Raw genomic sequence first — 16377 nt, forward strand, 5'->3', positions numbered from 1 at the left:
CTGGGGGGGGGGGGGCCCCCCCCCTTGGGGGGGCGGCGTGGGGGGTGGTGGCCCCCCGCCCACCCCGCCCGCCCGGGGTGCGGGCCGCGCGCCCCCCCGCGGCCGGGGCGCCCGCGACGGCTTCCCGCTCGCGCCGCGCAGCCGGGCGGCCGCCCGGCCCAGCCCGCCGCTCTCCCCCTCGCCCGCCCCGCCCGCCCGGGACGCGCCCTCCGGGGGCTCGCCCGCCGGGGACGCCGGGGCCACGGCCACCACCACGACCGCCGCGCATCGGGTGTCCCGGGCGGCCTCCCCGTACCGCTCCAGGAAGCGCTCCCCGGCCGCCGCGCCCGCGGCGTCCTCCGGCAGCTCCAGCAGAAAGACACACCTGGTGCGCCGCCGGCGCCGCCAGGGCGAGATCCGGCCCGGCCGCGCCGCGCGCCGCAGATCCGCCAGCAGCGCGCGCAGCAGCAGCTCCTCCCACCGGCCGACCGCCGCCTCCCCGTCCCGCGCGCGCTCGGCGCGCACCAGCCGCGCGGCGTTCTCGAAGAACTCCTCGGCGGTGCGGCCATGGCTGATGCGCCGCCAGTCCGCGTACCAGCCGCGCCGGGTGGAACGCAGCAGCCGACGGGTCCGGCGCCGCCCCCACCACCAGCGCGGCAGCAGCTGGCAGAGGGGCCGCACCAGCAGTCGGCGCAGCTCCGCGATCCAGCCCGGCCCCGCCGTGCTCCCCGCCCCGCCGTCACCGCCTTCCCCGCCGAACGTCCACAGCGCCCGCAGCAGCGGCCCCCGTCTGAGCCGCTGTGCGTAAGCGTGGTCGCGCAGCGCGCCGCCGTCCGGCTCGGCGGCCCGCGGGTCCAGCGCCTGCTCGACGATGTCCCGCATCAGCCAGAAGTCGGTGAGCCGCAGACCGCCGGTGCGGCGGGGCACATCGACGCACAGCTCCCGGCCGAGGTCCAGCGTCAGCGGGCGCCGCCCGGCGGCCCCGCGGATCTCATCGGGGCCCAGCGCCGCGTACGGCACCCGCTTGGCGCCGTCCGGATAGAGCATCCGGCGCAGCCCCCGCATCGCCCGGTGGGCGCGGCCCGGCGCCCCCTCGCCGCTCGCGAGCAGCAGCACGGGCGGCAGCAGATCCCGCGCCTTGGCCTTTCGGTCCCGAGGCACCACGGCGCCCTTGAACGCCTCGATGAACTCCTCGGTCCCCTCCCCCTCCGTGAACCCAGGCACGTCGACTCCCCCGCTTTCCCCCGGCTTCCCGTGCTTGTTGCGCCTGGGATCCCCGCCCGCCACAACGGCGAAACCCCCTGCCGGACCGGGTCCGGCAGGGGGCGGGGAAACCACTCAAACGTGCGAATCACACATCACATACGCCTCAGTGGTTCTTCGGGAAGCCGAGGTTGATGCCGACCTCCTCCGACGGCTCCGGCCAGCGCGTGGTGACGACCTTGCCGCGGGTGTAGAAGTGCACCCCGTCGTTGCCGTAGATGTGGTGGTCGCCGAAGAGCGAGTCCTTCCAGCCGCCGAAGGAGTGGTAGCCCACCGGCACCGGGATCGGCACGTTGACGCCGACCATGCCCGCCTCCACCTCCAGCTGGAAGCGGCGGGCGGCGCCGCCGTCGCGGGTGAAGATGGCCGTGCCGTTGCCCCACTGGGAGCTGTTGATCAGCGCGATGGCCTCGTCGTAGGTCTCGGCGCGCACCACGCACAGCACCGGGCCGAAGATCTCGTCACGGTAGGCGTCGGCCGTCGGCGGGACCCTGTCCAGCAGCGAGACGCCGATGAAGAAGCCGTTCTCATGGCCCTCCACGGAGTACCCGGTGCCGTCCACGACCACCTCGGCGCCCTGGGCCGCGGCCCCGTGCACATAGGAGGCGACCTTGTCGCGGTGCTCCTTGGTGATGAGCGGGCCCATCTCGGAGGCCGGGTCGTTCCCGGGGCCGATCCGCAAGCGGGCGGCCCGGTCGGCGATCTTCTTCACCAGCTCGTCGCCCGCGTCGCCGACCGCGACCACGACGGAGACCGCCATGCAGCGCTCACCGGCCGAGCCGTAGGCCGCGTTGATGGCGTTGTCCGCCGCGAAGTCCAGATCGGCGTCGGGCAGCACCAGCATGTGGTTCTTGGCGCCGCCGAGCGCCTGCACCCGCTTGCCGTGCTCAACGGCCTTGGACTGGATGTACTTCGCGATCGGCGTGGAGCCCACGAAGCTGACGGCCGCGATGTCCGGGTGCTCCAGCAGCCGGTCGACGGCCACCTTGTCGCCGTTGACCACATTGAGCACCCCGTCCGGCAGCCCCGCGTCGGAGGCCAGCTCGGCCAGCCGGCGGGAGGCGGAGGGGTCCTTCTCGCTGGGCTTGAGGACGAAGGTGTTACCGCAGGCGATGGCCACCGGGAACATCCACATCGGCACCATCGCCGGGAAGTTGAACGGCGTGATGCCCGCGACCACACCCAGCGGCTGGCGGATCGAGGAGACGTCGACCCCGGTGGAGACCTGGGTGGACAGCTCGCCCTTCAGCTTCTCGGCGATCCCGCAGGCCAGTTCCACGATCTCCAGGCCGCGGGCCACCTCGCCGAGCGCGTCCGAGTGGACCTTGCCGTGCTCGGCGGTGATCAGCTCGGCGATCTCGTCGCGGTGGGCGTCCAGCAGCTCGCGGTACTTGTAGAGGATCGCGGAGCGCCTGGACAGCGAAGTGGTGCCCCAGGAGCGGAACGCCTCCGTGGCCGCGGCCACGGCCGCGTCGACCTCGTCCACGGAGGCCAGGGCGACCTGGGTGTCCTGGGCGCCGGTGGCGGGGTTGTAGACCGGCCCGTACGCGCCGGTCGCGCCCTCGACGGTCTTTCCGCCGATCCAGTGGTTGACGGTCTTCATGGGTGCGGAGCCTTTCTCTAGAAAAACGTCAGAGGTGGCGGCGGCGTGCGGCGGCCTGCCGGTCGTAGTCCTCGCGGGCCTTCACGGCGGCCGGACGGGTCGCGGTCTGGGCGACAGGCACATCCCACCACGCCTGTGCCTCGGGTGCGCCGGACACTGTGTCGGCCGTTTCGGTCTCCACATAGACACATGTGGGCCGGTCCGAGGCGCGGGCCTCGGCGAGCGCCGCCCGCAGCTCGCCCACGCTCTTCGCGCGCAGCACGTCCATGCCCAGCGAGGCGGCGTTGGCGGCGAGGTCGACCGGGAGCGGATCGCCGGTGTACTGCCCGTCGGCCGCCCGGAAGCGGTAGGCGGTGCCGAAGCGCTCGGCGCCGGTGGTCTCCGACAGACCGCCGATCGAGGCGTAGCCGTGGTTCTGGAGCAGCACGATGTTGATGTTGATGCCCTCCTGGACCGCGGTGACGATCTCGGTGGGCATCATCAGATACGTACCGTCGCCGACCAGCGCCCAGACCGGGGTGGCGGGCGCCGCGAGCCGTACGCCGATGGCGCCGGGGATCTCGTATCCCATGCAGGAGTAGCCGTATTCGAGGTGGTACTGGCGCGGGGAGCGGGCGCGCCACAGCTTGTGGAGGTCGCCCGGCAGCGAGCCCGCCGCGTTGATCACCACGTCCTCGTCGCCGACGACCGCGTCCAGCGCGCCCAGGACCTGGGTCTGGGACGGGCGGGCGGTCTCGTCCTCGGCGGCGTAGGCGGCGTCCACCCGGCGCTCCCACGCGGTCTTCCCGGTGCGGTACTCGGCCTCGTACGTCTCGTCCACCCGGTGGCCCGCCAGCTCGGCGGTGAGCGCTTCGAGCGCGGCGCGGGCGTCGGCGACCACGGTGGTGGCGCCGAGCTTATGGGCGTCGAACGGCGTGATGTTGAGGTTGAGGAAGCGGACGGCCGGGTCCGCGAAGAGCGTCGCGGAGGCGGTGGTGAAGTCGCTGTAGCGGGTGCCCACGCCGATGACCAGATCGGCGGTGCGGGCGAGGTCGTCCGCGACGGCGGTGCCGGTGTGGCCGATCCCGCCGATGTCGGCGGGGTGGTCGTAGCGCAGCGACCCCTTGCCCGCCTGGGTGGAGGCCACCGGAATGCCGGTCGCGTCCACGAGGGCGCGCAAGTCCTCCTCGGCCTCGCTGTGGTGGACCCCGCCGCCCGCGACGATCAGCGGCCGGCGGGCGGCGCGGATGGTCCGCGCGGCGGCGGCCACCTCGGCCGCCTCGGGGACGGGGCGGCGCACGTGCCACACCCGGTCGGCGAAGAACTCCTCGGGCCAGTCGAACGCCTCGGCCTGGACGTCCTGCGGCAGGGCCAGGGTGACGGCGCCGGTCTCGGCCGGGTCCGCCAGCACCCGCATGGCCTGGAGCGCGGCCGGGATCAGCGCCTCGGGGCGCATCACCCGGTCGAAGTAACGGGAGACCGGGCGCAGCGCGTCGTTCACCGAGATGTCGCCCGCGTACGGGACTTCGAGCTGCTGGAGCACCGGGTCGGCGGGCCGGGTGGCGAAGATGTCGCCGGGCAGCAGCAGCACCGGCAGCCGGTTGACGGTGGCGAGCGCGGCACCGGTGACGAGGTTGGTGGCGCCGGGGCCGATGGAGGTGGTGACGGCCTGGGCGGCGAGCCGGTTGTTCTGCCGGGCGTAGCCGACCGCGGCGTGCACCATCGCCTGCTCGTTACGGCCCTGGAGGTACGGCATGGTGTCCGGCCCGGACTCCAGCAGCGCCTGGCCGAGCCCGGCCACATTGCCATGGCCGAAGATCCCCCAGGTGGCGTTGATCAGGCGATGCCGCTGCCCGTCCCGCTCGGTGTACTGGTGGGCCAGGAACTCCACCAGCGCCTGGGCGACGGTGAGGCGGCGCACTGCCGAACCGTTCATCGTGGGTCTCCAGTGGGTGCTTGATAGAGGGGCAGACGGGGGTCGACGGGCTGGTCCGGCCAGGTGGAGCGGATCCAGGCGTGGTCGGGGTGGTCGCAGATGAGCCAGGCGCGCTCCGCCTCCGGGCCGGCCATGACATTGAGGTAGTACATGTCATGCCCGGGGGCGGCGATGGAGGGGCCGTGCCAGCCGTCGGGGATCAGGACGGTGTCACCGGAGCGGACCTCGGCGAGCACGTCGGTGCCACGGCCGTGGCCGGACGGGGAGACCCGCTGATAGCCGATGCCCTCGTTGCCGTGGGCCTCGGCGATCTCGAAGTAGTAGATCTCCTCCAGCTCGCTCTCCTCGCCGGGGCGGCACTGGTCGTGCTTGTGCGGCGGGTACGAGGACCAGTTGCCGCCCGGGGTGAGCACCTCGACGGCGATCAGCTTGTCGCATTCGAAACCGCCACCTGACTTTCCGCCTCCGGCGGGGGCCGCCGCGCCGAAGTTGTTGACCTGGCGCGAGCAGTTGCCGCTGCCGCGCAGCTCGACGGGGACGGCGGACGCCGGTCCGTAGCGCGCGGGCAGCCGGCGCTCGCAGCGGGCGCCGGTGAGCGCGAAGCGGCCGCCCGCGCCGCTGGCGATCTGGGCGTGGGAGTCGCGCGGCAGATAGACGAAGTCGCTCACCCCGCTGAACACGCTCTCCCGGCCGTGCAGTTCGAAGGTCTCGCCCTCGGCGATCACGGTGCAGCCGCCGCTCAGGGGCAGCACGATCCACTCGCTGTCCCCGGTGGCCAGGGAGTGCGAACCGCCGGGCGGCAGATCGAGGACCCGCAGGCTGGAGTAGCCCCAGCCGGCCCGCTCGGGGTCGATGTCCACGGCGTAGGGGCCGTCGGCCGCCTTGCCGGCCCGCACATGGAAGCCGGGGAACGGATCGGTGGTGGTCATGGCGTGAAGTCTCTGCCTTTCTTACAGCGTCACAGCAGGCCGACGGCGGTGTCCACGGCGGTCTCGACACTGCCTTCCGCCGGATACAGCAGGGAGCGGCCGACGACCAGCCCCTGCACGGTGGGCAGGCCCAGCGCCTTGCGCCACTTCTCGTACGCCTCCTCCTGGTCCTGCGGAGACTTGCCCACGTCGCCGCCGAGCAACACCGCCGGAAGGGTGCTCGTCTCCATCACCGCCGCCATCTCGTCGGCGTCATCGGTGACCGGCACCTTCAGCCAGGTGTAGGCGGAGGTTCCGGCGAGGCCGGAGGCGATGGCTATGGACTTGGTGACGGCCTCGGCGGACAGGTCGTTGACGACCTTTCCGCCGGTCCGCCGGGAGATGAACGGCTCGACGAAGACGGGCAGCCGCCGCTCCGCCATCTCGTCGATGGCGCGGGCCGTGGAGACCATGGTGGTCAGCGAACCGGCGTCCTCGTAGTCGATGCGCAGCAGCAGCTTGCCGGCGTCGAGACGGAGGCGCTCGATGTCCTGGGGGCGGTGCCCGGTGAACCGGTCGTCGAGCTCGAACGAGGCCCCGGCGAGACCGCCGCGGTTCATCGAGCCCATGACGACCTTGCCGTCGAGGGCGCCGAGCAGCAGCAGGTCCTCGAGGATGTCGGCGGTGGCGAGCACCCCGTCGACCCCGGGCCGGGACAGCGCCACGCACAGCCGCTCCAGCAGATCGACCCGGTTGGCCATGGCCAGCTTGTGGCCACCGACGGCGAGGGCGCCGCGCGCCGGGTGATCGGCGGCCACGATCATCAGACGGCCGCTGTCACCGATGAGGGGGCGGCGGACCCGGCGGGCGGCCGCCTCGGCGATGGCCTCCGGATGGCGGCTGCGCACCGTCACGAGGTCCGAAACGCTGATACTCAAAGTACTTCCTCGCATTCGCGATTCATGAAGGGCACACGGAGCGCGGGGACCCGCATGACCGGACGAGGGGGAGGGCCTGGCACCCGGGGTCAGTCCCCCGCCAGCAGAGCCTCGACCTCCGCCGTGGTGGGCATCGCGGAGGAGCAGGCGAGGCGGGACGCGACGATGGCGCCCGCCGCGTTGGCGTACCGCATCACGTGCTCCAGGGGCCAGCCCGAGAGCAGCCCGTGGCACAGGGCGCCGCCGAACGCGTCGCCCGCGCCGAGCCCGTTGACCACCTCGACCGGGACCGGCGGGACCTCCGCGGTGGTGCCGTCGCGGTGCACGGCGAGCACCCCGCGCGGACCCTGTTTGACGACGGCGATCTCCACACCCGCGTCCAGCAGCGCCTGCGCGCACGCCTTGGGCTCGCGCGCACCCGTGGCGATCTCGCACTCGTCCATGTTGCCGACGGCGACGGTGGCGTGGCGCAGCGCCTCGGCGTAGAAGGGGCGGGCGGTCTCCGGGTCGGCCCAGAACATCGGCCGCCAGTCGAGGTCGAAGACGGTGGTGCCGCTCTTGGCGCGGGCGGCGAGCGCGGCGAGGGTGCTGGTGCGGCTGGGCTCCTCGCTGAGCCCGGTGCCGGTCATCCAGAAGATCCGGGTGGCGCGGATGGCGTCGAGGTCCAGCTCATCGGAGTGGATCTCCAGATCGGGCGCCTTGGGGCGGCGGTAGAAGTACAGCGGGAAGTCGTCCGGCGGGAAGATCTCGCAGAAGGTGATCGGGGTGGGGTACTCCTCGACGGGGGTGACGAAGCGGTCGTCCACCCCGAAGGCCCGCAGCTCCTGGTGGATGTAGTCGCCGAACGGATCCGCCCCGGTACGGCTGATCACCGCGGAGCGGTGGCCGAGACGGGCCGCGGAGACCGCGACATTGGTCGCCGAGCCGCCGAGAAACTTTCCGAACGCTTCAACCTGCGGCAGTGGCACACCGGTCTGCAGTGGATACAGGTCCACTCCGATGCGGCCCATCGTGATCAGGTCGTACGGCTCACTCATGCCTGCCCCTTCGGGAAAGACGCAGCTCAGGGTCTGGTGCTCAGAACTCCGGGATCCACCCCGGCCCTTCAGGTCTAGACGTGTGCCCCGCCCACTGTCAAGACTTTGTCCTTACATACGGACGTAATCATCCGGGTCCACGGGGCGCGTTACCGCCTCGTTACGTCCGGATGAAATGTTGTCATGACAAAGTCTTGACAGTGGCCACCCACGGGGAGAGGCTCCCGTTCTGCAACGGCCGTGCAAATTCGACGGACCTGGCTTTGAGAGGTGCTGGAACGGATGGACCTCAGACTCAATCGACACCGCAGGGCGGGCCTCGCCGCACTCGCCACCGCAGCCGCCCTCCTGGTGGCGGGCTGCAGCAGTCAGGGTGGCAAGAAGGCTCAGGAAGCCGACGACGGCATCGCGGCCGGTAAGGCCGACACCCCGCGGATGAGGATCGCGATGATCACCCACGCCGCCCCGGGTGACACCTTCTGGGACACGGTGCGCAAGGGCGCCAAGGCCGCGGCGGCCAAGGACAACGTCGACCTCGTCTACTCCAGCAACCCCAACGGAGCCGACCAGGCCAACCTGATCCAGAACGCGATCAACCAGAAGGTCGACGGCATCGCCGTCACCCTCGCCAAGCCCGACGCCATGAAGGGCGCGATAGCCAAGGCGAAGAAGGCCGGGATCCCGGTCGTCGCCTTCAACGCCGGACTCGACCAGTGGAAGGACATGGGTCTGCTGGAGTACTTCGGCCAGGACGAGAACATCGCCGGCCAGGCGTTCGGCAAGCACCTCAACGAGATCGGCGCCAAGCACGACATCTGTGTGATCCAGGAGCAGGGCCATGTCGCCCTCGAGGCCCGCTGTGCGGGTGTGAAGAAGACCTTCAAGGGCAAGACCGACATCCTGTACGTCAACGGAACCGACATGCCATCGGTCAAGTCGACGATTTCCGCGAAGCTCAAGCAGGATTCGAGCATCGACTACGTCGTCACCCTGGGCGCCCCGTTCGCCCTGACCGCCGTGCAGTCCGCGAAGGACGCGGGCGACAAGGCCAAGGTCGCCACCTTCGACCTCAACAAGGACCTGGTCTCGGCCGTGCAGAGCGGCGACGTCCAGTTCGCCGTCGACCAGCAGCCCTACCTCCAGGGCTATCTGTCCATCGACTCCCTGTGGCTCTACAAGAACAACGGCAACTTCAGCGGCGGCGGCGAGCAGCCCGTGCTGACCGGGCCCGCGTTCGTCACCAAGGACAACGTGGACACCATCGCCAAGTTCGCGCAGAAGGGAACGCGGTGAGCCGGCCATGACCCATACCGCCACCCCGGCGGCCGCCACCCCGCCCGCCTCCCCCGCGGCCCCGCCCAAGAGCCGCACCGCCGAGCGCTCGCTGGCCCGGCGGGCGCTGGCCCGGCCCGAGATCGGGGCGCTGGTCGCGGCCGTCGGCGTCTACCTCTTCTTCTTCGCCGTGGCCCCCACCTTCCGGCAGGCCGACTCCTTCGCCACCGTCCTCTACCAGGCGTCCACCATGGGCATCATGGCGCTGGCCGTCTCCCTGCTGATGATCGGCGGTGAGTTCGACCTGTCGGCCGGAGTCGCCGTCACCTCCTCGGCACTGGCCGCGAGCATGCTCAGCTTCCAGCTCACCACCAATGTCTGGGTGGGTGTGCTCGTCGCCCTGCTGGTCTCGCTCACCGTGGGGCTGATCAACGGACTGCTGCTGATCAAGACCGGGCTGCCCAGCTTCCTGGTCAGCCTCGCCAGCTTCCTGATGCTGCAGGGCGCCAACCTGGCCATCACCAAGCTGCTGACCGGCAATGTCGCCACCGACTCCATCACCGACATGGACGGCTTCGACCAGGCCAAGTCGGTCTTCGCCTCCGAGATCGACGTCTTCGGCGTCGATGTGAAGATCACCGTGCTGTGGTGGCTGATCTTCGCCGCCATCGCCACCTGGGTGCTGCTGCGCACCAAGTTCGGCAACTGGATCTTCGCGGCCGGTGGCTCGAAGGAGAGCGCACGGGCCGTGGGCGTACCCGTGAACCTCACCAAGATCGCCCTCTTTATGACGGTGGGCTTCGCGGCCTGGTTCGTGGGCATGCATCTGCTCTTCGAGTACAACACCGTGCAGGCCGGCGAGGGCGTGGGCAACGAGTTCTACTACATCATCGCGGCCGTGATCGGCGGCTGCCTGCTCACCGGCGGCTATGGCTCCGCGATCGGCGCGGTCCTCGGCGCCTTCATCTTCGGCATGGTCAACCAGGGCATCGTCTACGCCAACTGGAACCCCGACTGGTTCAAGTTCTTCGTCGGCGTGATGCTGCTGCTCGCGACCCTCGTCAATCTGTGGGTGCGCCGTCAGGCCGCCAGGAGGTGATCGGAATGGCAACGAACGTCACCAAGGACAGCGCCGCACAGGCTTCCGCACCGGACGAGGAGCCGGTGATCCGGCTGCGGGGCGTGGGCAAGCTCTACGGGAACATCCGCGCCCTGGAGGGCATCGACCTGGCCGTCCGGCCGGGCCGGGTGACCTGTGTGCTCGGCGACAACGGCGCCGGCAAATCCACCCTGATCAAGATCGTCTCGGGGCTGCACCAGCATGACGAGGGCGAATACCTCGTGGACGGGAAGCCGGTGCGGCTGAACACCCCGCGCGACGCCCTGAACCTGGGCATCGCCACCGTCTACCAGGACCTGGCCACCGTGCCGCTGATGCCGGTGTGGCGGAACTTCTTCCTCGGCTCCGAGCTGACCCGCGGCGCCTGGCCGGTGCGGCGGCTGGACATCGAACGGATGAAGCAGATCACCGGCGAGGAGCTGTCCGCCATGGGCATCCACCTCGACAACCTGGAGCAGCCCATCGGCACCCTCTCCGGCGGCCAGCGGCAGTCCGTGGCCATCGCCCGAGCGGTCCACTTCGGCGCCCGGGTGCTGATCCTGGACGAGCCGACCGCGGCGCTCGGCGTCAAGCAGTCCGGTGTGGTGCTCAAGTACATCGCGGCGGCGCGCGAGCGCGGGCTCGGCGTCATCTTCATCACCCACAACCCGCACCACGCCTATATGGTCGGCGACCACTTCGCGGTGCTCCGGCTCGGCGCCCTGGAACTGAACGCGGCGCGCGACGACGTCAGCCTCGAAGAGCTCACCAACCATATGGCCGGCGGTGCCGAACTGGCCGCGCTCAAGCATGAGCTGGCTCAGGTCCGCGGGGTCGATGTGGACGAGCTGCCGGAGGAGGTGGCCGCCCCTTCCTCCTGACGGACGCCATCCGACAGACGCCATCTGACAGACGTCTTCCCTCCGACAGGACGCCATCCTTCGACGTCTTTCCCTGATAAGACGTCCGAATGTCCTGACGAAGCCTTGACGGCCCCCCGCCCGGCCGGTGAAGCTGCCCAAAACAGTACGACGCGGGCACCCCAGCACACCGAGGAGACCCTCTGCCATGACTGCCGACGCCTCCCCCGTACCCGCCCTGGACCGCATCCGGGTCGGCTCGGCCCCCGACTCCTGGGGGGTGTGGTTCCCCGACGACGAACAGCAGGTCCCCTGGCAGCGCTTCCTCGACGAGGTCACGGAGGCCGGTTACGAGTGGATCGAGCTGGGTCCGTACGGCTATCTGCCCACGGACCCGGCCCGGCTCACCGAGGAGACCGGCCGGCGCGGTCTCACGGTCTCCGCGGGCACCGTCTTCACCTCGCTGCACCGCGGCCCCGAGGTCTGGGACGCCACCTGGGAGCATGTCTCCCAGGTGGCCGAGCTGACCCGGGCGATGAACGCCAAGCACCTCGTGGTCATCCCCTCCTTCTGGCGGGACGACAAGACCGCCGAACTGATCGAGCCCCCGACGCTCACCGCCGAGCAGTGGCGCCATCTGTCCACCGGGATGGAACGGCTCGGCCGTGAGGTGCGGGAGCGCTTCGGGCTGGACATCGTCGTCCACCCGCATGCCGACACCCATATCGACACCGAGGAGAACGTGGCCCGCTTCCTGGACGCCACCGACGCAGACCTGGTCAACCTCTGCCTGGACACCGGCCACTACGCCTACTGCGGCGGCGACAGCGTCAAGCTGATCGAGACCTACGGCGAGCGCATCGGCTATCTCCACCTCAAGCAGGTCGCCCCGGAGATCCTCGCCGATGTGGTGAAGAACGAGGTGCCGTTCGGCCCCGCCGTCCAGCGCGGTGTGATGTGCGAACCGCCCAACGGCATTCCGGAGCTGGGCCCGGTCCTGACCGCGGCCCAGAACCTGGACGTGGATCTGTTCGCCATCGTCGAGCAGGACATGTACCCCTGCCCGCCCGACCAGCCCTTTCCCATCGCCGAGCGCACCCGGCGCTTCCTGCGCTCCTGCGGCGCCTGACCCCTCCCTTTTCACCCCCACGGGCCTTCGCCCCCCATGGGCCTTCGAACCGTCCAGAGAGCAGAGAGAGAAGAGAGAGCAGTCTATGACCCAGCAGGGAACGCTCGGGGTCGCCGTCATCGGGACCGGCAAGATGGGCGCCGACCATGTCCGCCGCATCAACGACGTGATCAGCGGCGCCCGGGTGGCCGCCGTGGTCGACATCGACGAGGCGCGGGCCAAAGCGGTCGCCGACACCGCCGACGGCTGTCAGGCGTTCACCGACCCGGCCGCCGCGATGGCCGCGCCCGGCGTGGACGCGGTGCTGATCGCCTCGCCGGGGCCCGCGCACGAGGCCGCGCTGCTCAGCGCGTTCGAGCGCGATCTGCCGGTGCTGTGCGAGAAGCCGCTCACCCCGGACTCCGCGTCCGCGCTGCGGGTGCTGGAGGCCGAGCAGCGGCTGGGCCACCGCCGGGTGCAGGTGGGCTTCATGCGCCGCTACGACACCGAGTTCATGAAGCTCAAGGCGCTGCTGGCCGGGGGTGAGCTGGGCCGCCCGCTGCTGCTGCACTGCCGCCACCGCAATGCCTCGGTGCACTCGTACTTCACCAACGAGATGTTGATCACCGACTCGGTGGTGCATGAGATGGACCAGTCGCGCTGGCTGCTGGAGCAGGAGATCGCCGCGGTCACCGTGCTCAAGCCGACCCCCAGCTCGCTGTCGCCCGAGCCGCTCAGCGACCCCCAGCTCGTGGTCTTCGAGACCACCGGCGGGGCGATCGTCAATGTGGAGATCTTCGCCACCTGCGGCTTCGGCTACCAGGTGCAGGCGGAGGCGGTCTGCGAGCGGGGCACCGCCCGCGTCGGCGACGCCCACGGGATGCTGGTCAACCGACCCGGCACCTGGGGCGGGGAGATCGCCCCCGACTTCGTGGCCCGCTTCGAGGAGGCATACGACCGCGAGGTGCAGAGCTGGGTCAACGCCACCCGGCGCGGCGAGGTCGAGGGCCCCAGCACCTGGGACGGCTATGCCGCGACCGCCGTCAGCGAGGCGGGGGTCCGGGCCCAGGCCACGGGCCGGCGCACGGCCGTCGAGATGATCGAGCGCCCCGCCTTCTACAGCTGACACCCCGTCTCCAGCTGACACCCAGCGGGCCGGCCGTGACCCTACGGCCGGCCCGCTGTGGTCATGGCGTCCGGGTCTCGTCCGCTGCGTCACTCGTGCGTCACAGCGGTCACATCTCCACACGCCTCCGTCACAGGTGTTCAACAGCCCCGGGCCGCCCTTCACTCAGCGTCGTTGACCGGGCACAGGCTGATGGAATGTGAGCAGGCGCGCCGTGGCTCCCCCGACGGTCCCTCCGGGCCGTGACCGCGACGCCCTGCGGAAGGGCGTGAGAGATGACCGACCGGAGGCTGTGGTCGTACAAGGAGATCGCCGCGCATATCGGTGTGCAGACCGACACCGTACGGTCCTATCGCAAGCACGGTCTGCTGCCGCCCCCCGATCATGTGGAGGGCGGCAAACCGTATTGGTACGCGGATACGATCCGCTCCTGGGTGGTCCGCAGACCCGGCAACCGCCGCGCCCGGCGTGATGAGAAGGACTAGCGGTGCCGCCACGTCCGCGTGAGCCGGTAAGCGGCCTCGCTGAAGCCCGGTGCGTGCGGTTCGGGTGCGCCCCGAAAGGGCGCGGGGCTGTGTAGATGTGCGGCTCCGCCGCGTGGGCGCGACCGGCCACGACGCGGCCGCGGATGGACGACCGCACCTCGCGGCACGTACCGCGGAGCGCTTAGCGGCCCGTGCTCACCCGGTCCCGCGACTTCTTCCCCTCTCCCTCAACCCCGTCCTCATCATGTGCCCCCTCCTCGCCGCGAGGCCCGCCCCCGCCACGGGGCCCGCCCTTGCCGCCGCACCGGCGATCGTCGACATCGCCGCCGGTGGCGGCGCCCGTGCCAGAGTCTTCGCGGCGCTCGGCGGGAGTGGACTCCCCCTCGCTCAGCCCGAACCGGGTGTGCAGTCGGCGCAGCGGGCCCGGGGCCCACCAGGTGGCCCGGCCGGTCAGCTTCATCACCGCCGGCACCAGCAGCCCGCGCACCACCATCGCGTCCATCAGCACGGCCAAGGCGATACCCAGCCCCAGCATCTTGGTGTTGGTGACCCGCGAGGTGCCGATGCCCACCATCACCACGGCGAGGATCAGCGCCGCCGCCGTGATCAGGCCGCCGGTGCGCCGCAGCCCGAACTCCACCGCCGCCTGATGGTCCCCGGTGCGGTCGTACTCCTCCTTGATCCGGGAGAGCAGGAAGACCCCGTAGTCCATGGAGAGTCCGAAGGCGACGCAGAACATCAGGACGGGCAGGGTGGTCTCGATATCGCCGGAGGTGGTGAAGGAGAGCGGACCGGACAGATGCCCGTCCTGGAAGACCCACACCACCGCGCCGAACATCGCGGTCAGACTGAGCGCGTTGAGCAGCACGGCCTGAATCGGTATCAGCACGCTTCCGGTGAGCAGGAAGACCAGCAGCAGGGTGACGGCGACGATGATGGCCGCGGCCCAGGGCAGCCGGTCGGCTATGGAGTCCTTGGTGTCGACCAGGACGGCGGCGGTGCCGGTCGCCGAGGTGGTGAACGACGGCTCCTGGGCGCGGATCGTCCGCACCAGGTCCTGGCTGGCGGTGTCCACGGCCTCGCCCTTGGGCTGCACGGTGATCTCCGCCGAGCCATCGGACAGCCGCGCCGCCTCCGCCGGCCCCGGCTCGGCCACCCGCCGCCCGTCGGCGAACCGGCCCGCCGGGCTGTCCACCCGCAGCACCTGGGGAAGGGCGGAGACCTTGGCGCTGTAGTCGGCGAGGGCCTTGGTGCCGGTACCGCGGCCCTCGGCGAGGACCTCCACCGCGCCCCCGGGACCGCCGGGGAACCCTTCCCGGATCTGCTGCTGCACCACATGGGACTCGGCGCTCGACGGCAGCTGACGGTCGTCGGCGGTGCCGAACTCCACCCTCAGGAACGGCAGTCCCAGCGCGACCAGCCCGGCGACGGTGGCCAGCGCGAACACCGGGGCGCGCCGCATCACCAGCCGGGCGAGCCGCGCCCAGCCCGCTCCGGGCTCACCGCCGCGGGCCGGGCGGCCACGGCGCAGCAGCCGGGTGAGGTCCAGTGCGTTGACCCGGTCGCCCAGGAGGATGAGCGCCGCGGGCAGGACCACCAGGGCGGCGGTGGCGGCGATCAGCACCACCGCGATCCCCGCATAGGCGAAGGAGCGCAGGAAGTACTGCGGGAAGACCAGCATGGCGGCGAGCGAGGCGGCGACGGTCAGCGCCGAGAAGAGCACGGTGCGCCCGGCGGTGCGCAGCGTGGCCGCGACGGCGGGCAGCTTCTCCGCGCCCCGGCCCAGCTCCTCGCGGAAGCGCCGCACGATGAACAGGGCATAGTCGATGGCGAGTCCGAGGCCGAGCGCGGTGGTCAGGTTCTGCGCGAAGACCGAGACATCGGTGAACTCGGTGAGCCCGCGCAGCACCGCGTCGGTGCCGAGGATCGCGACGATGCCGACGCCGAGCGGCAGCAGGGCGGCCACGGCACTGCCGAAGACCATCACGAGCAGCACCAGGGTGATGGGCAGGGCGATCATCTCGGCCCGCAGCAGATCCTCCTGAATGGTGGACTGCAGCTCATGGCGGACCGCGACCATCCCGCCGACCCGCACCTCGACCGGGCCGTGGGCGCCCCGGTAGTGGGGCGCTATGCGCTCCAGCGCCTTGCCCGCCGCCGACTCATCGCCCAGGATCCGCGCGGCGATGATCGCCTCGCCCCGGTCCCGGGCGCGAAGCGAGGGGGCGCCGGTGGCCCAGTACGAGGTGACCCCGGTGACCGCCTTCTCGTCCGAGAGCCGCTTGGCCAGTGCCCGGGCCTCGGCGGCGACGGCCGGATCGTCCACGGTCTTCCGGCCGCTGTCGACGAGCAGGATCAGATTCGGCTGGGAGGCGGGGAAGCGCTTCTCGAGCGCCTTGGTGGCATACGCGGACTCGGACGCGGGGTCCTCCCAGCCGCCGCTTCCCATCCGGTCGGCGACCCCGCTCCCGGCTACGACGGCCAGCGCGGTGAAGATCAAAGCGATCAGCAGAGACAGTCGAGGACGTGCCGTGACCAGGCGGGTCCACCCTCCGATCCGGTCGTCGGGTGGGCGGTTGACATCGGTCATGGCGCGGTGTCCCCTTCACCTGTGCCCCATGCCGCCACCAAATGTCCGTAGGCAGCACGGGTCGCTGATTACCATGGACGGTAAAACACCGCTGAGCGCGCGCGGGGTGAGAGAATGCGGGGGGGGGGGGGGGGTGTTTGGGATATAAAGAGAAAGGGGGGGGGGAGAGGTGGTGGGGGAGTGCGCTGGCCGCA

The 16377-nt window shown here is 71.0% G+C and carries 12 protein-coding genes and 1 pseudogene; 6 read left to right on the forward strand and 7 right to left on the reverse strand.

Features of this window, described 5'->3' with window-relative positions; genetic code table 11:
* From ACFXB5_RS20130 to iolC, 6 genes and pseudogenes are all read right to left on the reverse strand, one after another.
* Positions 1 to 1203: pseudogene (locus ACFXB5_RS20130) on the reverse strand (hypothetical protein); the annotation flags it as partial.
* A gap of 145 nt (positions 1204 to 1348) precedes the next feature.
* Complete coding sequence (locus tag ACFXB5_RS20135) at positions 1349 to 2845, reverse strand: CoA-acylating methylmalonate-semialdehyde dehydrogenase (RefSeq protein WP_385209597.1); 1497 nt, start codon at positions 2843 to 2845, stop codon at positions 1349 to 1351.
* A 28-nt stretch (positions 2846 to 2873) separates the two neighbouring features.
* The gene (iolD, locus tag ACFXB5_RS20140) at positions 2874 to 4760 is read right to left on the reverse strand and encodes a 3D-(3,5/4)-trihydroxycyclohexane-1,2-dione acylhydrolase (decyclizing) (protein ID WP_385209601.1); all 1887 of its coding nucleotides are present in this window, start codon (positions 4758 to 4760) and stop codon (positions 2874 to 2876) included.
* Positions 4757 to 5689 (reverse strand): 5-deoxy-glucuronate isomerase, encoded by a 933-nt coding sequence (gene iolB, locus ACFXB5_RS20145; protein WP_385209604.1) that lies wholly within the window; start codon positions 5687 to 5689, stop codon positions 4757 to 4759. Before iolB ends, iolD begins: the two co-directional genes overlap by 4 nt.
* Before the next feature lie 29 nt (positions 5690 to 5718).
* Positions 5719 to 6606 (reverse strand): deoxyribose-phosphate aldolase, encoded by an 888-nt coding sequence (locus ACFXB5_RS20150; RefSeq protein ID WP_385209606.1) that lies wholly within the window; start codon positions 6604 to 6606, stop codon positions 5719 to 5721.
* An 89-nt stretch (positions 6607 to 6695) separates the two neighbouring features.
* On the reverse strand, positions 6696 to 7643 hold the full coding sequence (gene iolC, locus ACFXB5_RS20155) for a 5-dehydro-2-deoxygluconokinase (RefSeq protein WP_385209608.1): 948 nt from the start codon (positions 7641 to 7643) through the stop codon (positions 6696 to 6698).
* Between the two features lie 282 nt (positions 7644 to 7925).
* Between iolC and ACFXB5_RS20160 the strand changes: the two genes are divergently transcribed.
* The 6 genes from ACFXB5_RS20160 (at position 7926) to ACFXB5_RS20185 (ending at position 13593) form a co-directional block, all read left to right on the forward strand.
* Positions 7926 to 8936, forward strand: a complete 1011-nt coding sequence (locus ACFXB5_RS20160) for a substrate-binding domain-containing protein (RefSeq protein ID WP_385209610.1) — start codon at positions 7926 to 7928, stop codon at positions 8934 to 8936.
* A gap of 7 nt (positions 8937 to 8943) precedes the next feature.
* A complete protein-coding gene (locus ACFXB5_RS20165) occupies positions 8944 to 10014 on the forward strand; it encodes an ABC transporter permease (protein ID WP_385209612.1) in 1071 nt (356 codons plus the stop codon).
* A gap of 5 nt (positions 10015 to 10019) precedes the next feature.
* The gene (locus ACFXB5_RS20170) at positions 10020 to 10895 is read left to right on the forward strand and encodes an ATP-binding cassette domain-containing protein (protein WP_385209615.1); all 876 of its coding nucleotides are present in this window, start codon (positions 10020 to 10022) and stop codon (positions 10893 to 10895) included.
* 187 nt (positions 10896 to 11082) lie between these two features.
* Positions 11083 to 12003, forward strand: coding sequence for a sugar phosphate isomerase/epimerase family protein (locus ACFXB5_RS20175; protein WP_385209618.1), 921 nt, complete (start codon positions 11083 to 11085; stop codon positions 12001 to 12003).
* A gap of 85 nt (positions 12004 to 12088) precedes the next feature.
* Positions 12089 to 13108 carry a Gfo/Idh/MocA family protein gene (locus tag ACFXB5_RS20180; RefSeq protein ID WP_385209620.1) on the forward strand — a complete coding sequence of 340 codons (1020 nt, stop codon included), beginning with the start codon at positions 12089 to 12091 and terminating at the stop codon, positions 13106 to 13108.
* Positions 13109 to 13383: 275 nt separating this feature from the next.
* The gene (locus tag ACFXB5_RS20185; protein WP_201849283.1) at positions 13384 to 13593 is read left to right on the forward strand and encodes an AlpA family transcriptional regulator; all 210 of its coding nucleotides are present in this window, start codon (positions 13384 to 13386) and stop codon (positions 13591 to 13593) included.
* A 181-nt stretch (positions 13594 to 13774) separates the two neighbouring features.
* Here the strand turns inward: ACFXB5_RS20185 and ACFXB5_RS20190 are convergent, their stop codons facing one another.
* Positions 13775 to 16183 carry an MMPL family transporter gene (locus ACFXB5_RS20190; RefSeq protein WP_385209623.1) on the reverse strand — a complete coding sequence of 803 codons (2409 nt, stop codon included), beginning with the start codon at positions 16181 to 16183 and terminating at the stop codon, positions 13775 to 13777.
* Between the last annotated feature and the right edge of the window lie 194 nt (positions 16184 to 16377).

Source organism: Streptomyces sp. NPDC059455 (assembly GCF_042750115.1).
Taxonomy (GTDB): Bacteria; Actinomycetota; Actinomycetes; order Streptomycetales; family Streptomycetaceae; genus Streptomyces; species Streptomyces endocoffeicus.

Bases quoted from the DNA above. Each gene is read 5' to 3' on its own strand.
- ACFXB5_RS20135 (WP_385209597.1), bottom strand. From the start codon at position 2,845: ATGAAGACCGTCAACCACTGGATCGGCGGAAAGACCGTCGAGGGCGCG.
- iolD (WP_385209601.1), bottom strand. From the start codon at position 4,760: ATGAACGGTTCGGCAGTGCGCCGCCTCACCGTCGCCCAGGCGCTGGTG.
- iolB (WP_385209604.1), bottom strand. From the start codon at position 5,689: ATGACCACCACCGATCCGTTCCCCGGCTTCCATGTGCGGGCCGGCAAG.
- iolC (WP_385209608.1), bottom strand. From the start codon at position 7,643: ATGAGTGAGCCGTACGACCTGATCACGATGGGCCGCATCGGAGTGGAC.
- ACFXB5_RS20160 (WP_385209610.1), top strand. From the start codon at position 7,926: ATGGACCTCAGACTCAATCGACACCGCAGGGCGGGCCTCGCCGCACTC.
- ACFXB5_RS20165 (WP_385209612.1), top strand. From the start codon at position 8,944: ATGACCCATACCGCCACCCCGGCGGCCGCCACCCCGCCCGCCTCCCCC.
- ACFXB5_RS20170 (WP_385209615.1), top strand. From the start codon at position 10,020: ATGGCAACGAACGTCACCAAGGACAGCGCCGCACAGGCTTCCGCACCG.
- ACFXB5_RS20175 (WP_385209618.1), top strand. From the start codon at position 11,083: ATGACTGCCGACGCCTCCCCCGTACCCGCCCTGGACCGCATCCGGGTC.
- ACFXB5_RS20180 (WP_385209620.1), top strand. From the start codon at position 12,089: ATGACCCAGCAGGGAACGCTCGGGGTCGCCGTCATCGGGACCGGCAAG.
- ACFXB5_RS20185 (WP_201849283.1), top strand. From the start codon at position 13,384: ATGACCGACCGGAGGCTGTGGTCGTACAAGGAGATCGCCGCGCATATC.
- ACFXB5_RS20190 (WP_385209623.1), bottom strand. From the start codon at position 16,183: ATGACCGATGTCAACCGCCCACCCGACGACCGGATCGGAGGGTGGACC.